The sequence below is a fragment of the Faecalibacterium sp. I3-3-89 genome, from assembly GCF_023347275.1.
Classification (GTDB): domain Bacteria; phylum Bacillota; class Clostridia; order Oscillospirales; family Ruminococcaceae; genus Faecalibacterium; species Faecalibacterium butyricigenerans.
Window position 1 is genome coordinate 2,713,211 of record NZ_CP094468.1, and the last position, 18,360, is coordinate 2,731,570.

Sequence of the window (18,360 nt, forward strand, 5' to 3'; positions counted from 1 at the left end):
TTATCTGCCCCGATGCTTTTCCTTTCGCTTCTGCTGTTTCAGTTCAAATTGACGCTGCTTTTCTGCTTCGCGTTGTTTACGGCTAAGTGCTTTTCGCACCAGCTTGTTTTCTTCTCGCTGCATTTGCAACGCCTGCTGTGATTTTGTGCCGATTCCTGTGGCAGCTGTTTCCTTTCGGATTTGCCGTTGCAATCGCTTTGGATTCACAGACTCTTTCTTTACAACTGTCTCAACAGATGGACTGAAGCGCAGCCGACTGTAATTCTTGAGCAGATACTCCAAGACTTCATAGTCCTTTGGTTCTGCGCCAAACACGACTTTACACACTGAAAGCTTTCTTCTCTCAATACGCTCAAACACTCCAATCCAGAATGGAGCCTCAAAAAACACAGTCAGCTTTGTAGAATCAATGTCCATAACGAAACCCTCCTGAAATAAATCCTTACAGGAATGGACAACCCGGAGGGGAAGGTTACTTACCTACACCGTGCGGTGCAGACGGCTGGGCTACCTACCAGCTCTAGCATCTCTCAGGAAGAAATGCGTTGCGTTTTTATCCTGCTTTTATTATATAAAGCACATCCCTGTGCATTATATCTACCTTAATTGGTTTTCCAAGTGAAGTATACCACACTCGTGGTCAAATGACCACCCATATATACGAGAATTTGACCGTTTTACTGCGTACGTGCGTACCAACCTTCCGTACGCATGTACGCAGCGATTCGCCCGAAACGAACCCCATACCACCGTTCCCCCTCGGAGAGCCCACTACACTTTGCAGACAGCAGGGCTGAAAGTGTCATAGTGGGTTATTACACTTCCGCAGAAGTGCCTTTTCCTCGCCGCAAACAGCCGGGGTGCGCCTTTGTGAGAGCCTTTTGTGTGGCGAATCCACATCGCCCACAGGCGATGTGAGCAGGGATTCCAAGGGGGCGCAGCACCCCTTGGCACACGGACTTTGGTACAAAGTCTAGTGTGTTACACCTTGATAGAGGTGTACAGAATCCTGATATGCAAAAAGCCCCATGCCAACACCTTGATGGTGCGGACATGGGACTTGATGCTTCCTCGGCCTAGCCGGATACTCGTAACCAATCCTGACTGGCAGTTGCCGTGTCATTTCTCGAAAACTGTTTTACGGATACCCCGCACTGCGTCACTCTCCATTTTCTGCAAAAAGAGCATCACATCTTGAGTGGAGATGGAAAGAATCATGTAAAAGGCAACAATAGAAATCACCAGGGAGCTGAAAAACAGACCGTTTTCCTTTCGGCTGCGGCGGCTGTTCCGAAGAATGAGATTAGAGAACATTTGCGCTGCCCCCTCCCAGTTGCGCCATCACCTTCAGGATGCGCCCGTAGAACTCCTGCTGGCTTTCGTCTCCACGCCGAAGCTCATGAAAGATCACGCCATCCTGGATGAACAGGATGCGCTTACAGAAGCTGGCGGCATTGGAATCATGGGTTACCATCAGGATCGTAGCTTGTTCGTCACGATTCAGGCCGGACAGCTTCTCCATAAGACTTCTTGCGTTCTTAGAATCCAGCGCACCCGTCGGTTCATCGGCAAGGATCATTTGGGGATGTAAGATCAGAGCCCTTGCTGCCGCAACACGCTGACGCTGGCCGCCGGACATCTTGGACGGAAACTTATCCAGAACATCAGTGATTTCCAGATAGTCAGCCAACTGCTTCAGCCGCTGGCTGCTTTCTGCTTCGGATACCCCATGCAAGGAAGTCGGGAGCAGGATGTTTTCCCTGCCAGTCAGGTTGTCCAGCAATTCAAAGTTCTGGAATAGATAACCAACTTTTTTGCCACGGTACTCTGCAAGAGCCTTTCCCCTGAGGGATTGCAGAGTATCGCCCTCCACCTGAATGCTTCCACCGGTGGGCTGAATCACAGTTGCAATACAGTTGAGAAGCGTGGATTTACCGGAACCACTGCTTCCCATAATGCCGAGAAACTCTCCCGGCATCACCTGGAGGGTGATCCCATTCAGTGCATTTGTTTGACTTGGCACATTGCCATAGATTTTTGTTAAATTTTCAATATTCAAAATGGGTTTCATGTGAATACCTCCTATCATTTGTAATAAAATGATAGCATGGGAACACAGCAAATACCACTTACAGTTGTTGTAAGGATTCAGGATATAAGTGGCGGCTCAAGGGGGACGAGCATATATTTTTTAAGAGCATCAGGCGACAATGATAAAATATACCGGATCGCCTCATTGGCAAACCAGTTCGTTTTAATTGTATCCCAATCAGCAAGCCGAATGATTTCTGCTGTGCCGTTCTCAAAATCAACTGATATTTCGCCCCATTCGCCGTCGCAGTCTGCCTGGTATTCGTAGATTGCGGCGGTGATTTTCTTTTTGCGCTTGGTTTTGGATTTCTGTTTCAGCCGGACTGCATGGATAGCACCCTCGGCAACCAAAAACTCCGTCAGCTTGTCCACTGCTTTCCGGTAGGCTCGCTCTGCACCGCTGGCTGTGCTGCCCTCAAACATAACCGCCAGTTCTTCAAAGGTGGGGCGGTTCTTCCATGAGCCGACACGCCCACAGGTCATACAAATCGCCAGCCGCTTTTCAAGCAAGGTTTGCTCCCGGTAATTCAGTTTCTCAAATGCCCGCTGCACCTTTTCAGCCTGTATGCCGTTCCAGAGGATGTCGGTATAGTTCCATGTATCATCAAGGGCAACATCTTCACCTGTTTCCTCGCCATCCTCGTCCGTTACATAGAATGGCTGCTGATTGCGGATGCCACGGACTACTTTCAGGTATCCTTCCGCAAGGGCAAGGTCGCAGTTGTATTTCTTTGCAAATTCACTGACCGCATCCTTGGTGTTATGGTACAGCCACGCCATTGACCGCACCATTTTGTAATTGGTCAGAGAGGATACCGACCATTTTTCTTCGCCCATGCGGAAACGGAGCATAGCATCCCGAATGAACGGAAAAATGTATGTTGCATACTCCGCACCTTTGGCAGGAGCATAGTCCATCAGCTTTTGGAGCATTTGCTCCCGGCAGGACAGTTTTATATCCAGAAAACGGTCTGTGTCGTATCGATTGCCGCCATCCACACCGAGAAAGGTTTTGATGCGCTTGTTAAGTTGCAGCTCGTAGTGGTGGAGAAAGAATGAGAAATATTTCAAGTCTTTTTCCCGTAGGGCAGACAGGATATATTCGTTCGGATTGTCTACTGTAGGCGGTTCCGGTTCCAGCTGGAAGATGCGCTCTGCAACATAGGGTGGGATGCCATCATCGGATGGATTGACAGCGTGTTTCGGTATGTATCCGGTCATATTCCATGAAAAATCATTCAGCATAGCGCACCTCCTTCCAGTTTAGTAATACTCATAAATATCCCGTGATCAACTAATGGGTTATTTATTACTTTATTTTCTTTAACATACGGTGATAAATAGGTGCATTTGGTGCAGGAGTTGTGATTGGGAGCAGAAGTCCCTCTTTGATAAATTGTTCCACACGCAAAGCAATCCACCCATCACCGATCCCTAATTGATTCTTTCCAAGAACCTGTCCAACAAGCACGCTTTCCCTAAACTCGTCGTCCAGTGTATCCAATTCTCGAAGAATAAATGTATCATACAGAGTTTCTGATACGCTGACCAGTTTGCCGTTTATAACAGCACGAAGAGGAGAATTTTCCTGTTGGAGTTCTCTCCAGCGGTTAGCCAAACTACGAAGGTAATTTGTTGGCAACTTCTTCCCAAGAGATGCCATCCGTCCCAAGTGATAAGGTTCAACTTCTCCCCAACCGTTATACTGGACAATGCATCCATCTGGTCTTGTTTCCCACATTGGAAGCTCCACAATGGTAATATCCAATTTTTCAAAGCCGATTGGTCGTAGTTGTTCCAGAAGCCAATACAATCCGCACACATCATCTGGGTCTCGTCCGACCCAAACACGAATCGGCTCTCCGTTTTGTGCTTTTTCCAGTAGTGTAGCATAGTTCTTTCGGGATGTATTGAGAAGTTTAGTTACGATTTCAGATGCCATATCGGGCAGTATGCTTAGTAGCAAAGATAATGCCGACTCACGCTCCAAACAAATTCCTGCTTCGGAGATGTTGCCCACAGACAATGCCAGCGGAAGATTAACTATGTCCTTACGATTTCCTTCCAACGGTATAGCATTCTCCCAACCAGAACGCTCCCGTTCTTCTGCTTGATGCTGGAACTTTTCTATTTCTTCTTTTGAAACTGTCCCATCAGAGATAATTACACTGGTTGCTCCGCCTAAAAAACCCTTATGTCCAATCGCAACCGCCATAGTCCCTGCGGCACTGTCGCTAAATACTACTTCTAACATAACGTTGCTCACCTCTTAGCTAAATTCAAATTCTTTTTATTGCTTCTTTCTTCAACGCAGCCTGTCCCATTTCTTTTTCATAATCACCCTTGGCGTAAGCGACATTGCTCAGCGCCCGAAGCATCTTATCTTTCGCCAGTTTTTTCATAACCTCTGCAAGATCAGCGTCCAGAGCGCCACGCTTCACATAGCGGTTTATGGTATTCAGTCGCTTCTCATAAATCTGTTTCAGCGGATGATCGTCCGCAAGTTCCCGCTGTTCTCTGCCTTTCAGGTTACCGATCTGCCGGCAGGTGCGGTGCAGCTTGTCCCCCGGAGCGTAGCCGCCGCAGTATTTGGTGTGCCTTGCATTGGTGGTCAGAAACCATTTGCCGCAGATTTTGCATTTTTTCGGTGCATGGCCAACACACAGGCCCTCAAAGAGATCAGACCGGAACATCCCCACAAAGGATACATAGTGCATCCGCTTGACCAGCTTCGCAACTTTTTCGCCGGGACGGATGACGGATACATACTGAACGGAATTGTTCAGGGTAGACATCCAGGCATTGCCCTCCGTGATGGAAAACTCCGGCGGGAAATAATTGCCGAACATTCTGGCAAAGCCCTCTGCGGTACGGTCAGCTTCGTTGCCGTCTGATTTTTCTGCAAAATCAAGCATGGTCGTTTGGTATTCCCCAAGGGAGTATGCCAGATGCCCGAAAACTGCGGTATAGCGTTGGAGCATCATCGCATCGGCAAAGTTCTGGATTTCTTCAAATTGCAAAGAATTGGTTGCGGCTTTTATGGCAAACTCCACATATTTCAGCGCATTGTCCACAGTAAAGACTTTTTCAATCCGTTCTCTGTGCTTTGAGATATTCATATAGGAGAACGGCGGTGTTTGACTGAGAATATCAAGCATCGTCAGAGCAGCTTCCGTTGCAATAGGACAGAGTGCAGAAGCATCCTGTCCGGCGTTTAATATTCCAAGCAGCAGATTGATTTTCTCGCATTGCTCGTTCATCTTTGCGATGGTATCCGCAGGGACATTCAGCGCATCACAGGCAAGAGCGCCGACAGGAAGTGTTTTTCCCTCATATATGACCGTATCCTGCCAAAAATCCAATGTCATCAGTTCTTGGTTCATGCTTGCCCCTCCTGTCCTGTTTTTTCATTTTCTTAATTCTATCATGCTAATGTAAAGAAATCTACATCTATCCATAAGTTGTCCTGTTTTTTGAAACGGGGTTGTCCTCCGATTAGCCTGTTTTTTGAAAAATCCGGCATAACAATAGTAGACGGAGCGAAGCACCTGCCAATCACGGCGGGTGTTTCGTGCTTTCTGAATACTATGAACGGAGGTTTTCTATGACAATCTATGAAACCATCAAGGTGGCAATCAGCGTAAAGCAAGCCGCCGAACACTACGGGCTGAAAGTCAACCGAAACGGCATGGCTTGCTGCCCGTTCCACAATGACAGGCATCCGAGCATGAAGCTGAATGAGGATTATTTCTTCTGCTTTGGCTGCGGAGTCAAGGGGGATGTGATCGACTTCGTGGCAAGGTCGTTCGATCTGAGCAGCTATGAAGCAGCGCAAAAGCTGGCTTCGGACTTCGGACTTGACCCGAAACCGCCCACTGCCGCAGCTATGGCCAAGCTCAAACGTCCCTATATCCGTCAGTTCCGGGAGGATGAAATGCTGTGCTTCCGGGTGCTGACGGATTATCTGCATCTGCTGGAAGATTGGAAAGTACGATACGCACCCAAGACACCGGAAAATGCTCTGGATGATCGTTTTGTGGAAGCCTGCCAGATGCACTGCCATATCGAATATATGGCAGACGTGCTGACCGTGGGCGATCTGGAAGAACGGGTGGCATTGGTGGACAAGCTGATGAAGGAGGGCAAGATTGCTTTTCTGCAAGAGTACACCGCACGAAAGAAGAAGGAGGTGGCGTACCATGGCGAAGAACCGAAAAACGCCTGATATGAACTTGCCCATGTGGTTTGATGGGCAGAACATCAACGAAGCTCTGTTTTGTGAAGAATTTCTGCATGAGCGCAGAATCATCTTTGCAAACGGAGCTTTTTTCACGCCCGATGGTAGAGTGACGGACGATCTCCCATTGCGTGGGGAGATTTACGACAAGCTGAAATTCTGTGCTGCGAACAATATCCCACGGAAGATCACCAACATTCTGGAAGTGCTGAAACTGGAAGCACAAGTGCCGGACTTTCCGCCGGAGCAGGATCGCATTCATGTGTCCAACGGTACGCTGCTGCTGAACGGAACATTTACCGAGGGCAGACCGGCTATCGTGCGAAGTCGTCTGCCTGTTGCTTACAATCTCGATGCTACTGCGCCGGTGATCTGGCTGAACTTTCTGGATGGGCTGCTCCATGCGGAGGACATCCCCACTTTGCAGGAGTTCATTGGCTACTGTCTGATTCCCTCCAACAAAGGTCAGCGCATGATGGTGATTAAGGGCAACGGCGGTGAGGGCAAATCCCAAATCGGTGCGGTGCTGTCCACCATCTTCGGCACGAATATGAAAGACGGCAGCATCGGGAAGATTTCTGAAAACCGTTTTGCCCGTGCCGATCTGGAACACATCCTGCTGTGCGTGGATGATGATATGCGGATGGAAGCTCTGCGTCAGACCAACTATGTAAAATCCATCGTGACTGCACAGGGCAAAATGGACTTGGAACGCAAGGGCAAGCAGAGTTATCAGGGCTGGATGTTTGCCCGGTTGCTGGCATTCAGCAATGGTGATCTGCAAGCCCTGTATGACCGCAGCGACGGCTTTTACCGCAGACAGCTTGTACTGACTACCAAGGAAAAGCCCGTGGGCAGAGCCGACGATCCCGACCTTGCTGAGAAGATGAAAGCCGAAGCTGAGGGCATCTTCCTGTGGGTGTTCGAAGGATTGCAGCGGCTCGTTGCCAACAACTTTAAGTTTACGGAGAGTGACCGTATCCGGGAAAACCGGGAAGCGGTCAAGCGTGACAACAACAATATCTTTGATTTCATGGATTCCGAGGGATATATCCGGCGTAAAGCGGATGCGTCCATCAGCTCCAAGGATTTCTATGAAATCTATCGGATGTGGTGCGAAGAAAATTCCCTTGCACCGCTGAAAGCCCGCAGCTTCAGCGACGCCATGATTGCCAATGCCAAGAAATTCAATCTGGAACATTGCAACAACATCACCAACTCTGCCGGACGGCGGGTGTGGGGATTTATGGGTGTGGAAGCTGTGGCAAGGCCTCATATAAATGGGTTTTACGATGTTTCGTCATGTACGTACGTACCGGAGGAATGGCGGGATTGATTTTGCCAGTCATGCTCTGTACGTATGTACGCAGCATTTACCCCTGTTTTCTCCCATTATAGGAAACAACGGCTTTCAGAGACAACCTGTTTTCGGGTATTGAAAATCAATGGCAATGGAAACAGCAAAGTTTTTGACCGCAGGACGAAGCTATTTCACGAAATCGTGCTTCTCTGAACCGTGTACCCTGTTCACGGAACAATAGATGTTTTCATTTTTCCAGACCAAATCACACGAAACAGTAAAGCGGGATATGGTCATATATGGACAGGACATCACAAGCAAAATTCTGAACGGATTTCAGAGATTGCAGATTTTTCACTGTTCGGTGTATCTGCTCCGTTTTGGGGTGCAGAGATTGTACCGAACCACAAACAGAATTATGGAGGATTTTTCAATATGAATGTACGCAATGAAATCAAGGCACAGATCATCCGTGCTGGGATGACCATGCAGGAAGTTGTTGACCTGCTCTCGGACGAGTACGGATGGAGCGACAGCGTTTCCAACCTGTCCGCAAAATTACAGCGGGAAAGCATCCGATACAAGGAAGTATTGGAGCTTGCCGATGTGCTGGGATGCGACATTGTATGGCAGCAAAGACGGGAGAAGTGATGCCCCCGGCAACAGCCCCTCGCATCTCCCGTCCCCATAGGCACACCGCAGTGCTGCCTATGGATGGCAGTGAAAGACGCTGCCAACGTCTGCAAGAAACGTTCCGCAGAACAGCTTCATGCAGACGGGCTGACCATGGGAAAAGTTGCAGACATTTTGCCTTGGTCAGCAGAGGTCACCGCAGTGACCGCACACCCCCTCGGGAGAGCCCACGGCACTTTGCAGCCAGAATGGATGAAAGTGTTATAGTGGGTTATTACACTTCCGCAGAAGTGCATCCCCGCAGCCCCGCCCGTCTGCTACTCTCGAAAGAAAGGAAAAAACCTATGGCAAGAAACGATGGAATTGACCGTACCTTTGCCCGTAACCAGGACTTGCCCACCCTCGACGATGTGGCGAAAGTTCAGGAGCATAACGAGCGAGAAAAAGACAGCTACTCCAATCAAGATATTGATACCACCCAGACCCACCGCAATGTCCACTTCAAGAAACCTACCGACAGCTATGCCGCCATGTTCGATCAGATGATTGCAGATGGTGTTATCTCCACCCGTGGTCTGAAAGCCGATGCGGTGAAATATGGGGAGCTGCTGTTTGATGTAAACTCTGCCTACTTCCACAACCACGGCGGCTATGAATATGCCAAACAGTTCTATGCCGATGCCTACAAAGCCGCCGTGGAGATTGTGGGCGGTGAGCAGTATATCCTCTCCGCTGTAATGCATGCCGACGAGCGCAACCGGGCAATGTCGGAAGCTCTGGGTGAGGATGTGTACCACTATCACCTTCATGTGGTTTATATCCCGGTGGTGGAGAAACAAATCCTGTGGTCGAAGCGATGCAAGGATGAATCCCTCCGGGGAACGGTAAAGGAAACGATCACACAGGTCAGCCGCAGTAAGAAGTGGGAATCCAAACCCGTTCTTGATGAAAACGGAAATCCGATGTTGAACGCAAAAGGGAAAAAGATTTTGAAGTCGTCCTACAGTGTGCTGCAGGATGACTTTTTTAATTTCATGCGAGCCGCCGGATATACCGATGTGGAGCGTGGAGAGCGTGGCAGTACCGAGGAACATCTGACGGTGACACAGTTCAAGGTACAGGCCGAACAGCAGCGTTTGGAAGCTGTGACCGGACAGGTGACACAGGCCGAGCAGAGCTTAGCGGATGCCAAAGCTGCCACGGAGAAGCAGAAAAAGAAACTGGAAGCGCTGAAAAAGGAAACTCAAGCTGCTAAGTCTGTTGCTATGACTGCACATGAGATTGAGTCGATGGGCAAGAAAAATCCCATTACGGGAAATGTTACCATGACGGCGGATGAGTGCCGCACGCTAAAGGATTATGCGGTCAGCAGCTTTGCGGAAAAGTCTGAGAAGCTGAAATACAAGCAGAAATTCGAGCAGGCAGATAAAAACGCAAAGATATGGAAAGACCGTTTTGAAAAACTGAACAAAGACTATGAGGAGCTGAAACAGAAAGCCCAGCCTTTCCTGGATGCGATTGAGATTGCATCTGAAAAGGTCTGGGCTTTTATCAATGCCATCCTCGCCAGGGGAAAGGAACTGTATGAACACAAACACCCTGCCCGCAATCGTGGACAGGACATGGAAATTTAAGAAAGGAACTATTTGCCTATGAAGAAAACCGTAGAGGAAATTAACAAGATGATTATGGAAGATGCCCCGATGGAAGAAATCAACGATGCCATCGGCTATATTGATATTTGCTCCTGCTTCGATCCGATTTTTGAGCCGCCTATTGATTTTCTGGAAGAATGCCGCAAGCGTTGGGAAGCGGCACAGTCCTCTTTCTGCAAAACCATTGAGTGCAAGATCGGAAACACATGGTATGTGATTGAAACGGAGTGTGACGGAAATGAGCCACTTACCGACAAGGTAAAACGGCTCATTTTTTCTGACAAGGGGGTGATTTGTTAATGACTGCGACACAAAAGCATGATATAATTCCAATATGCACAACGGTACTGTCGGCTGACCAACCACCGAAGGAGGATATTATGTTGGATCAGCAGAAAATTACCATTCTCTATTGCCGTCTGAGCAACGAGGATGCCCAGGAAGGCGAGAGTAACAGTATCGCAAATCAGAGAGAGTATTTAACCCGATATGCCCGTGACCACGGATATACAAACCTGAAAATTCTGGTGGATGACGGTTATACGGGGACGAACTTCAATCGTCCCGGTGTGCAGGAAGGCTTTGAGCTTGTCAAGCAGGGGCTTGTGGGCTGCTGGCTGGTCAAAGACCTCAGCCGCTTTGGTCGTGACTATCTGACTGTTGGACAATATACGGATATTATCTTTCCGAGTTATGATGTCCGCTTTATCGCTATAAATGATGGCGTAGACAGCAACCGGGGAGACAGCGAGGGCTTCGCCGCAATCCGTAATCTGTTCAACGAGTGGTATCCCCGTGATACCAGCAAGAAAGTCCGTGTCAGTTTGCGGCAGAGAGGAACCAGTGGGAAGCACATGGGCAAACCGCCCTACGGATACCGCTGTGACCCGGAGGACAAGGATCACTGGATTCTGGATGAAGAAGCGGCTCCGGTAGTCAAGCTCATCTTCGACCTTTGCATTGACGGCAAAGGCCCGGAGCAGATTGCAAGGATTCTGGAAGAAAAGCAGATTCTGACTGCAAAGGCACTCTATGCCAAGCGAAAGAAAAAGCCGATGCCGGAAAGACCGTACCACTGGGGCAACCAGTCCATTGTAGGGATTTTGGAACGGCAGGAGTACACAGGCTGTACCTGCAACTTCAAGACTTATTCCAAGTCCTACAAGCTGAAAAAGCGGATTCCCAATGAGCCGGAGAATATGTTTTATCTGCCGGACACACAGGAAGCGATTGTATCTCAGGCACAGTTTGACAGGGTGCAGGAACTGAGGAAAAACAAACGCCGCCCTGCAAAAGCGGAACGGCAGGGATTGTTCTCCGGGCTTCTGTTTTGTGCCGATTGCGGCGGCAAGCTCCACTTTGCCACAAGCAAAAACTTTGAGGGCAAGCAGGATCACTACGTCTGCAACAACTACAAGAGCAACCGTGGTACTTGTACTGCCCACTATATCCGGGAAGATGTGCTTCGTGAAATCGTTCTGGAACGCATCCGGGCAGTCAATGAGTATATCCGAAGCGATGTGGACGGTTTTCAGGAGGAATGGCTGCAATGCCGCAGGACTGACCAGGAGCGCAGCATCCGGGATGACAAAAAGAAGCTGGAACAGGCAAAGAAACGCCTTGCCGATCTGGATGTCATCATCGCCCGGCTGTACGAGGACTATGTTCTTGGAAATCTCAATCAGGACAGATACAGAAAGATGTCTGCGGACTATGAAGCGGAGCAGGAACGGTTAAAGCTCGAAATTGAAGTTATCGAAGAATGGGTGGAACAGCGGGAAGAAATGAACGACGGTCTGGATGCCTTTATCGCCCTGACACAGAAATATGTGGATGTGGAGGAGCTGACACAGACCATCGTGAACGAGTATATCAAGAAAATCATCGTCTATGCCCCGGACAAATCCAGCGGCAAGCGCAAGCAGAAAGTGAAGATTTTCTTCAACTTCGTGGACGATGTAGATATTCCCGTTATTTCCGAGCCTATCATCACGCAAACAACCTATGAACACAGAAAAACGGCGTGACCTTCGGGTCACACCGTTCTCTGCGACAAAATAGTTACTTGTCACTATTAAGCCTTTGGCTGAGGGGATTTTTATTTACCAATCGTTATTTCAGGAGATTGCCGTCCGTAAAGTAATCGATCTTCATGGACTTGCGCACCTCAGCGAGGGTGGCGGCGGCGGTCTTTTCGGCCACAGCGCTGCCCTCCTTCAGAATTTCGACCACCTCGGGCAGGCGCTGCTCCCACTCTTTGCGGCGGGTACGGATCGGCTCCAGCTCGGCCTGCATGACGGCGTTCAGGAACTTTTTCACCTTCACATCGCCCAGACCGCCGCGCTGATAGTGTGCCTTCAGCTCGTCGAGGTTCTGGTACTCGGGCAGGAACTCCGCAAAATGCTCCGGGCGGCTGAATGCGTCCAGATAGATGAAGACGGGGTTGCCCTCCACCTTGCCGGGATCCTGCACCCGCAGGTGGTTCGGGTCGGTGTACATGGACATGATCTTCTTCTTGATGTCCTCCGGCTCATCGGAGAGGTAGATGCAGTTGCCGAGGCTCTTGCTCATCTTGGCCTTGCCGTCGGTGCCGGGCAGGCGCAGGCAGGCGGCGTTCTGGGGCAGGACGATCTCCGGCTCCACCAGCGTCTCGCCGTAGACCGAGTTGAACTTGCGGACGATCTCGCAGCACTGCTCGATCATGGGGCGCTGATCCTCGCCGGCGGGGACAGTGGTCGCCTTGAAGGCGGTGATGTCGGCGGCCTGACTGATGGGGTAGGTGAAGAAGCCCACCGGGATGCTGGACTCAAAATTCTTCTGCTGGATCTCGGCCTTGACGGTCGGGTTGCGCTGCAGGCGGGAAACGGTGACGAGGTTCATATAATAGAAGCTCAGCTCGGTCAGCTGGGGCACCATCGACTGGATGAAGATGTGTGCCTTGGCCGGGTCGATGCCCACAGCCAGATAGTCCAGCGCCACCTGCAGCACGTTCTGGCGCACCTTCTCCGGGTTATCGGCATTGTCCGTCAGAGCCTGCGCGTCGGCGATCATGATAAAGATCTCGTCGAACTTACCGGAGTTCTGCAGCCGGACACGCTCCTTCAGAGAGCCGACATAGTGGCCGACATGGAGACGGCCCGTTGGGCGGTCGCCCGTCAGAATGATCTGTTTCATACGTTTCTCCTTTTTCATCAGGCTTATCTTTTCTCGGTTTTCCAAAGGCTCTCCCATCCGGAGAGCTGGACGCCGCAGGCGGCCTGAGCAGTTCGTTTTTTATAAGTATATCCCCCGCCGCATTTTCTGTCAACAAAAGCCGCGCCGGAACAGGAAAAAGAAAAAAGCGATGGAAAATTTCCATCGCTTTGCTGGCGCCTCTTGCCTGACTCGAACAGGCGACACCCTGATTAACAGTCAGGTGCTCTAACCGACTGAGCTAAAGAGGCATCTATATAAAACGGCATACAGCCGTTTTATTACTAAAAATGGTGACCCGTACCGGAATCGAACCGATGTTAAAGGCGTGAGAGGCCTCTGTCTTAACCGCTTGACCAACGGGCCATACTACCATTTGCATCGGGTGTTGTTCCCGACTTGATTATTTTAGCACAGTCTCCCCGCTTTGTCAACAGGTATTTTCAATTTTTTCGGCAATTTCTTCAAAAATCAGAACAGATGCCGCACGCCGCCCCTGACAGCTCCCAGAAGGACGCTCAGGTAGAGGCCCATGACGCTCTCCACCTCGCCCATCTCCATGCTCTGGCGCTGGGGCAGGTCGGCCAGCGCGCCCCGGTAGAGGCAGCGCAGCTGAGGCAGCTCGGCGTAATCGCTGGGGTGCATAAGGGTGCTGGGCTTGGGCAGGTCCAGCGCGCCGCTCTTCTGGAGCACCTCGCTGACGAACTGGGAGCAGAAATAATGCCGGCGGCGCTGCCAGCGGATATGCATCCAGCAGAGCAGCAGGCCCAGCGAATTAAAGCGGTACAGCTCGCCGTGGTGCATCATGTGCTGGGTGCGGCGCTTGGCCCGGATGTAGGCCTCGTCGGTCACTTCCAGCGCATAGAGGGCGCAGGGGATGTTCTCCCGCATGAGGAACACGCCCCGGTTCAGGTACTCCCGGCTGGGGCCTGCGGGGAACATGGTGTAGCCGTTCTTCCGGGTAGAGCTGTAGAGGGTGCTCAGATCCTCGTCGAAGGCGAGAGAGATGTGGGTGTACTGCGCCCCGGTAAGGCGGTACACGAGGTTCGAGAGCAGGGTCCCGGAGCGGGTGAGAAATATGTAAAGCGTCTTCATCGTTGTTGTTTCTCCATGCTGGCGGCTCATGGCCGTGAGTCAAGTCTGTTCAGTATACCATAGGCTGCGTCTTTTTTCCAGATGCATCGCAGAATATACACAATATTTGTGTCTCTATTTATAATACGGCCTTCCGCCGCCAAAAATTGCACCGCACTGCCCTCTCGTTTCCCGCCCTTGTATCCCAAATCGACAAAATTTTATCAAAGATTTGTTTTGGGCCGGTTTTCTTTAATTTGTGCGGCCAAACGGGGCCGGATTTTTTACGAAACCGCCTCAAATGGAAAAGATTCTTAATAAGATTTGTTGCTTTTACCCGAAGAAAATCACTCTGCCGGTTGATTTCAGACCTAATTTATGTATAATGGTATACAGGAGAATACGCATCTGTATTTCTTTCATCGTCCCGCTGCGGTGCTCTTTTGGCTGAGGGCGGCTTGCCGCAGGCGCGCGGGGCAATGACCTGAACGAAAGAAGAGGTATAAGTATCATGGCAAAGTTAGATCTGAGCAAGTATGGTATCACCGGCACGACCGAGATCGTGTACAACCCCTCTTATGAGCAGCTGTTCAACGAGGAGACCAAGCCCGAGCTGGAAGGCTACGAGAAGGGTCAGGTCAGCGAGCTGGGCGCTGTCAACGTCATGACCGGCATCTACACCGGCCGCTCCCCCAAGGATAAGTTCATCGTCATGGACGAGAACTCCAAGGACACCGTGTGGTGGACTTCCGACGAGTACAAGAACGACAACCACCCCGCTTCTCAGGAAGCATGGGAGGCCGTGAAGGAGATCGCCAAGAAGGAGCTTTCCAACAAGCGCCTGTACGTCGTCGATGCTTTCTGCGGTGCCAACAAGGACACCCGCATGGCCGTCCGCTTCATCATGGAAGTGGCCTGGCAGGCACATTTCGTCACCAATATGTTCATCAAGCCCACCGCTGAGGAGCTGGCAAACTTCGAGCCTGATTTCGTGGTCTACAACGCTTCCAAGGCCAAGGTCGAGAACTACAAGGAGCTGGGCCTGAACTCTGAGACTGCTGTCCTGTTCAACATCACCAGCAAGGAGCAGGTCATCGTCAACACCTGGTACGGCGGCGAGATGAAGAAGGGTATGTTCTCCATGATGAACTACTTCCTGCCGCTGAAGGGCATCGCTTCCATGCACTGCTCTGCCAACACCGATATGGAGGGCAAGAACACTGCCATCTTCTTCGGTCTGTCCGGCACCGGCAAGACCACCCTGTCCACCGACCCCAAGCGCCTGCTCATCGGTGATGACGAGCACGGCTGGGACGACAACGGCGTCTTCAACTTCGAGGGCGGCTGCTACGCAAAGGTCATCAATCTGGACAAGGACTCCGAGCCTGACATCTACAACGCCATCAAGCGCAACGCTCTGCTGGAGAACGTCACTCTGGACGCCGAGGGCCACATCGATTTCGCCGATAAGAGCGTGACCGAGAACACCCGCGTCTCCTACCCCATCGACCATATCCAGAACATCGTGCGCCCCATCTCTTCTGCTCCCGCTGCCAAGAACGTCATCTTCCTGTCTGCGGATGCATTCGGCGTCCTGCCCCCGGTCTCCATCCTGACCCCGGAGCAGACCCAGTACTACTTCCTGTCCGGCTTTACCGCAAAGCTGGCCGGCACCGAGCGCGGCATCACCGAGCCTACCCCCACCTTCTCTGCCTGCTTCGGTCAGGCCTTCCTCGAGCTGCACCCCACCAAGTACGCTGAGGAGCTGGTCAAGAAGATGCAGAAGAGCGGCGCCAAGGCTTATCTGGTCAACACCGGCTGGAACGGCACCGGCAAGCGCATCTCCATCAAGGATACCCGCGGCATCATCGACGCCATCCTGAGCGGTGCCATCAACGAGGCTCCCACCAAGAAGATCCCCTACTTCGACTTTGAGGTCCCCACCGCTCTGCCCGGTGTTGACCCCGCCATCCTCGACCCCCGCGACACCTATGCAGATGCCGCTCAGTGGGAAGAGAAGGCCAAGGATCTGGCTGGCCGCTTCATCAAGAACTTCGCAAAGTACGAGGGCAACGAGCACGGCAAGGCTCTGGTCTCTGCCGGCCCCCAGCTGTAAGCTGACAGCGCCTCTTACATAAGGCCATAAAATCAAAACCCATCCGGTTTCCCGCAAAAAGGAAGTCGGATGGGTTTTTCTTGTAATTCATCTCGTTTTATGGTACTCTAATGCGATGTGAATGATCTCACGGGATGTCTTTCGGGACAGACCTCGAGCGAAACATTATTCCAAAAGCAAAAAAGATTGACCGCCTCTGTTCCCCAACGGATCGGTCAATCTTTTTTAACTAGATGCCGGTAAGGAGCTGACCATTTTGCAGGCAGTGCCTTTTCCTTATTTTTAGTATAGTGGCATCTCCCCTTTTTGTCAAGCATCTCTCTTCTCCAAAAAATGACCGATCCTATTTTTTTTTTGCAAAAATCTGTTATACTGAACCCAGCTTCTGCCCTGCGGCAGGAAGCATAGAGGGGGATATTGCATATGAAAAAAGCAACGGTCAACGACTACTTCCGACATCACTGGATGAAGCTCATGCTCTTCGCGCTCTTTACGGCGGCGGTATCCTTTTTCGCGCCGCTGAAAAACTTCCAGCTCAAGTGGCTCATCGATTCTAGAAGCAAGCAGGAGGCGCTGGGCTATATGGGGCTGGTGTTCCTCATCACCTTCACCAGCTGGTTTTTCGAACGGCTGAGCCGCCGCTCCTTTACAAAACTCGCCTGCGGCGCAGTGGAGCAGGTACGGGGGCAGGTCATGGAGCGGGTGCTGCGCCGCCCGGTGTCCCAATATCAGCGGGAGGGCGATGCAGCCTATCTCTCCCTGCTGACCACCGACCTGCGCACTCTCTACGACGACTATTATATGTCCCTCTTCAACATCGCGTTCTGGGGCGGCATCATGCTCTGTGCGCTGGGGATGTATCTTTACATCAGCCCGGTGATGCTGGCGGCCATCCTGCTTGTGACCGTGCCGCCGCTGGTCCTGCCCCGGAAGATGAATGAACAGCTCAAAGCCTCCCGAGACGCTTTTTCGCTCCAGATGGCGGGCTACACCCAGCAGCTCAAGGAGCTTCTGGGCGGGTTCGAGGTCATCCGGGGCTTTCTGCGGGAGGACGCCTATACCGCCCGCCACCGGGATGCTGCCCGGCAGGCCCGCGACAGCGAGCAGGCCTACCAGCAGAGCCTCAACGCCATGGTGGTCAACACCTCTCTCATCAGCAACCTCATCTTCCCCATCGTCATGCTGGTGGGCCTTTTTCTCGCTTTCGACGGGCGGCTGACGATGGGCACCGTCTCCACCGCCGCCAGCATGGCGAACTTCGTCATCACGCCCTGTAATCAAATCGCCCAGTGCTGGGCCAAGGTCAGATCCTCGAAGGGCATTCGTCAGCGGCTGGAAGCAGCCATGTCCGGCCCGGAAAAAGTTTCTGCGGGCCGGGCCATCGGTAAACTCGAGCACATCGAGTGCAAGGACACCGGCTTTGCCTACCCCGGAGCCGCTGCACCGGTGCTGCGCGGCGTCCGGCTGACGGTCTCCGGGCAGGAAAAGGCCGTCCTCGTGGGCGAAAGCGGCTGCGGCAAGTCTACACTGGCAAAGCTGCTGTTCCAGTACTACCCAGACTATACCGGCAGCATCCTCTTCAACGGCCAGCAGCTGCGGGACATCGACCGTCAGAGCCTCTACCAGCGGGTAGGCTACATTGCCCAGACAACCTATCTCTTCAATGACACCCTCCGCAGCAACATCTGCCTCGGCGCGGACTTCCCCGAGGCTCAGCTTTCCCACGCCATCGGGACGGCGGGCCTCACCGACTGGGTGAGCACCCTGCCCGACGGCCTCGACACCCTCATCAGCGAGAACGGCAAGAATCTCTCCGGCGGGCAGCGCCAGCGCATCGGCATTGCACGGCTGGCGCTTCGCCGGTACGACCTCATCATCGCCGACGAGATCACCGCCAGCCTCGACCCCGACACCAGCGGACAGGTCATGGAAAATCTGCTCGCTCTCCCCTGCATGGTGGTGGCCATCACCCACGACGTATCGGGGGCGTTCATGAAGCAGTTTGACAAGGTATACCGGGTGGAGCACGGAAGCGTCACACAAGCATAAAAAGGAGGGCCTG

Annotated in this window: 16 protein-coding genes and 2 tRNA genes; 8 read left to right on the forward strand and 10 right to left on the reverse strand. The window is 51.8% G+C overall.

Going from position 1 to position 18,360, the window contains the following annotated elements; all coding sequences use genetic code 11:
• From MTP38_RS13170 to MTP38_RS13195, 6 genes are all read right to left on the reverse strand, one after another.
• Entirely contained in the window at window positions 1-417 is a 417-nt protein-coding gene (locus tag MTP38_RS13170) for a YjdF family protein (protein ID WP_215666215.1), read from the reverse strand.
• 702 nt (window positions 418-1,119) lie between these two features.
• Window positions 1,120-1,314, reverse strand: coding sequence for a hypothetical protein (locus tag MTP38_RS13175; protein WP_249233813.1), 195 nt, complete (start codon window positions 1,312-1,314; stop codon window positions 1,120-1,122).
• Window positions 1,304-2,071, reverse strand: coding sequence for an ABC transporter ATP-binding protein (locus MTP38_RS13180; RefSeq protein ID WP_110442442.1), 768 nt, complete (start codon window positions 2,069-2,071; stop codon window positions 1,304-1,306). The genes MTP38_RS13175 and MTP38_RS13180 overlap by 11 nt, the downstream gene beginning before the upstream one ends.
• 77 nt (window positions 2,072-2,148) lie before the next feature.
• Window positions 2,149-3,336, reverse strand: coding sequence for a hypothetical protein (locus MTP38_RS13185; protein ID WP_117760462.1), 1,188 nt, complete (start codon window positions 3,334-3,336; stop codon window positions 2,149-2,151).
• 64 nt (window positions 3,337-3,400) lie between these two features.
• Window positions 3,401-4,345 (reverse strand): DUF3658 domain-containing protein, encoded by a 945-nt coding sequence (locus MTP38_RS13190; protein ID WP_249233814.1) that lies wholly within the window; start codon window positions 4,343-4,345, stop codon window positions 3,401-3,403.
• A gap of 25 nt (window positions 4,346-4,370) precedes the next feature.
• Window positions 4,371-5,474: a DUF6076 domain-containing protein gene (locus MTP38_RS13195; RefSeq protein ID WP_117760464.1), complete on the reverse strand. Its 1,104-nt coding sequence runs from the start codon at window positions 5,472-5,474 to the stop codon at window positions 4,371-4,373.
• Between the two features lie 221 nt (window positions 5,475-5,695).
• On the opposite strand from MTP38_RS13195, the gene MTP38_RS13200 reads away from it, so the two are divergent.
• The 6 genes from MTP38_RS13200 to MTP38_RS13225 all read left to right on the forward strand — a co-directional run bounded on the left by MTP38_RS13200 (window position 5,696) and on the right by MTP38_RS13225 (window position 11,943).
• Window positions 5,696-6,316 (forward strand): CHC2 zinc finger domain-containing protein, encoded by a 621-nt coding sequence (locus MTP38_RS13200; RefSeq protein WP_118697185.1) that lies wholly within the window; start codon window positions 5,696-5,698, stop codon window positions 6,314-6,316.
• Complete coding sequence (locus tag MTP38_RS13205) at window positions 6,291-7,664, forward strand: DNA primase family protein (RefSeq protein WP_117804184.1); 1,374 nt, start codon at window positions 6,291-6,293, stop codon at window positions 7,662-7,664. The genes MTP38_RS13200 and MTP38_RS13205 overlap by 26 nt, the downstream gene beginning before the upstream one ends.
• 399 nt (window positions 7,665-8,063) lie before the next feature.
• The gene (locus MTP38_RS13210; protein ID WP_109258817.1) at window positions 8,064-8,279 is read left to right on the forward strand and encodes a phosphoribosylglycinamide formyltransferase; all 216 of its coding nucleotides are present in this window, start codon (window positions 8,064-8,066) and stop codon (window positions 8,277-8,279) included.
• A gap of 326 nt (window positions 8,280-8,605) precedes the next feature.
• Window positions 8,606-9,895 carry a plasmid recombination protein gene (locus MTP38_RS13215; RefSeq protein WP_118285023.1) on the forward strand — a complete coding sequence of 430 codons (1,290 nt, stop codon included), beginning with the start codon at window positions 8,606-8,608 and terminating at the stop codon, window positions 9,893-9,895.
• 18 nt (window positions 9,896-9,913) lie between these two features.
• On the forward strand, window positions 9,914-10,216 hold the full coding sequence (locus MTP38_RS13220) for a hypothetical protein (RefSeq protein ID WP_117504225.1): 303 nt from the start codon (window positions 9,914-9,916) through the stop codon (window positions 10,214-10,216).
• Window positions 10,216-11,943 (forward strand): recombinase family protein, encoded by a 1,728-nt coding sequence (locus MTP38_RS13225; protein WP_117760467.1) that lies wholly within the window; start codon window positions 10,216-10,218, stop codon window positions 11,941-11,943. Before MTP38_RS13220 ends, MTP38_RS13225 begins: the two co-directional genes overlap by 1 nt.
• A gap of 85 nt (window positions 11,944-12,028) precedes the next feature.
• Here the strand turns inward: MTP38_RS13225 and trpS are convergent, their stop codons facing one another.
• From trpS to MTP38_RS13245, 4 genes are all read right to left on the reverse strand, one after another.
• Entirely contained in the window at window positions 12,029-13,090 is a 1,062-nt protein-coding gene (gene trpS / locus MTP38_RS13230) for a tryptophan--tRNA ligase (protein WP_227621052.1), read from the reverse strand.
• Window positions 13,091-13,282: 192 nt separating this feature from the next.
• Window positions 13,283-13,359, reverse strand: a tRNA-Asn gene (locus tag MTP38_RS13235).
• A gap of 40 nt (window positions 13,360-13,399) precedes the next feature.
• Window positions 13,400-13,474 (reverse strand) — tRNA-Glu (locus tag MTP38_RS13240).
• A 105-nt stretch (window positions 13,475-13,579) separates the two neighbouring features.
• Window positions 13,580-14,203 carry a hypothetical protein gene (locus tag MTP38_RS13245; protein WP_249233815.1) on the reverse strand — a complete coding sequence of 208 codons (624 nt, stop codon included), beginning with the start codon at window positions 14,201-14,203 and terminating at the stop codon, window positions 13,580-13,582.
• Window positions 14,204-14,693: 490 nt separating this feature from the next.
• Here MTP38_RS13245 and pckA point away from each other — a divergent pair, with 490 nt between their 5' ends.
• On the forward strand, window positions 14,694-16,298 hold the full coding sequence (gene pckA / locus MTP38_RS13250) for a phosphoenolpyruvate carboxykinase (ATP) (protein WP_227621054.1): 1,605 nt from the start codon (window positions 14,694-14,696) through the stop codon (window positions 16,296-16,298).
• Between the two features lie 423 nt (window positions 16,299-16,721).
• Window positions 16,722-18,347, forward strand: coding sequence for an ABC transporter ATP-binding protein (locus tag MTP38_RS13255; protein ID WP_249233816.1), 1,626 nt, complete (start codon window positions 16,722-16,724; stop codon window positions 18,345-18,347).
• Window positions 18,348-18,360 lie beyond the last annotated feature (13 nt).

Bases quoted from the DNA above. Each gene is read 5' to 3' on its own strand.
- MTP38_RS13170 (WP_215666215.1), bottom strand. From the start codon at position 417: ATGGACATTGATTCTACAAAGCTGACTGTGTTTTTTGAGGCTCCATTC.
- MTP38_RS13175 (WP_249233813.1), bottom strand. From the start codon at position 1,314: ATGTTCTCTAATCTCATTCTTCGGAACAGCCGCCGCAGCCGAAAGGAA.
- MTP38_RS13180 (WP_110442442.1), bottom strand. From the start codon at position 2,071: ATGAAACCCATTTTGAATATTGAAAATTTAACAAAAATCTATGGCAAT.
- MTP38_RS13185 (WP_117760462.1), bottom strand. From the start codon at position 3,336: ATGCTGAATGATTTTTCATGGAATATGACCGGATACATACCGAAACAC.
- MTP38_RS13190 (WP_249233814.1), bottom strand. From the start codon at position 4,345: ATGTTAGAAGTAGTATTTAGCGACAGTGCCGCAGGGACTATGGCGGTT.
- MTP38_RS13195 (WP_117760464.1), bottom strand. From the start codon at position 5,474: ATGAACCAAGAACTGATGACATTGGATTTTTGGCAGGATACGGTCATA.
- MTP38_RS13200 (WP_118697185.1), top strand. From the start codon at position 5,696: ATGACAATCTATGAAACCATCAAGGTGGCAATCAGCGTAAAGCAAGCC.
- MTP38_RS13205 (WP_117804184.1), top strand. From the start codon at position 6,291: ATGGCGAAGAACCGAAAAACGCCTGATATGAACTTGCCCATGTGGTTT.
- MTP38_RS13210 (WP_109258817.1), top strand. From the start codon at position 8,064: ATGAATGTACGCAATGAAATCAAGGCACAGATCATCCGTGCTGGGATG.
- MTP38_RS13215 (WP_118285023.1), top strand. From the start codon at position 8,606: ATGGCAAGAAACGATGGAATTGACCGTACCTTTGCCCGTAACCAGGAC.
- MTP38_RS13220 (WP_117504225.1), top strand. From the start codon at position 9,914: ATGAAGAAAACCGTAGAGGAAATTAACAAGATGATTATGGAAGATGCC.
- MTP38_RS13225 (WP_117760467.1), top strand. From the start codon at position 10,216: ATGACTGCGACACAAAAGCATGATATAATTCCAATATGCACAACGGTA.
- trpS (WP_227621052.1), bottom strand. From the start codon at position 13,090: ATGAAACAGATCATTCTGACGGGCGACCGCCCAACGGGCCGTCTCCAT.
- MTP38_RS13245 (WP_249233815.1), bottom strand. From the start codon at position 14,203: ATGAAGACGCTTTACATATTTCTCACCCGCTCCGGGACCCTGCTCTCG.
- pckA (WP_227621054.1), top strand. From the start codon at position 14,694: ATGGCAAAGTTAGATCTGAGCAAGTATGGTATCACCGGCACGACCGAG.
- MTP38_RS13255 (WP_249233816.1), top strand. From the start codon at position 16,722: ATGAAAAAAGCAACGGTCAACGACTACTTCCGACATCACTGGATGAAG.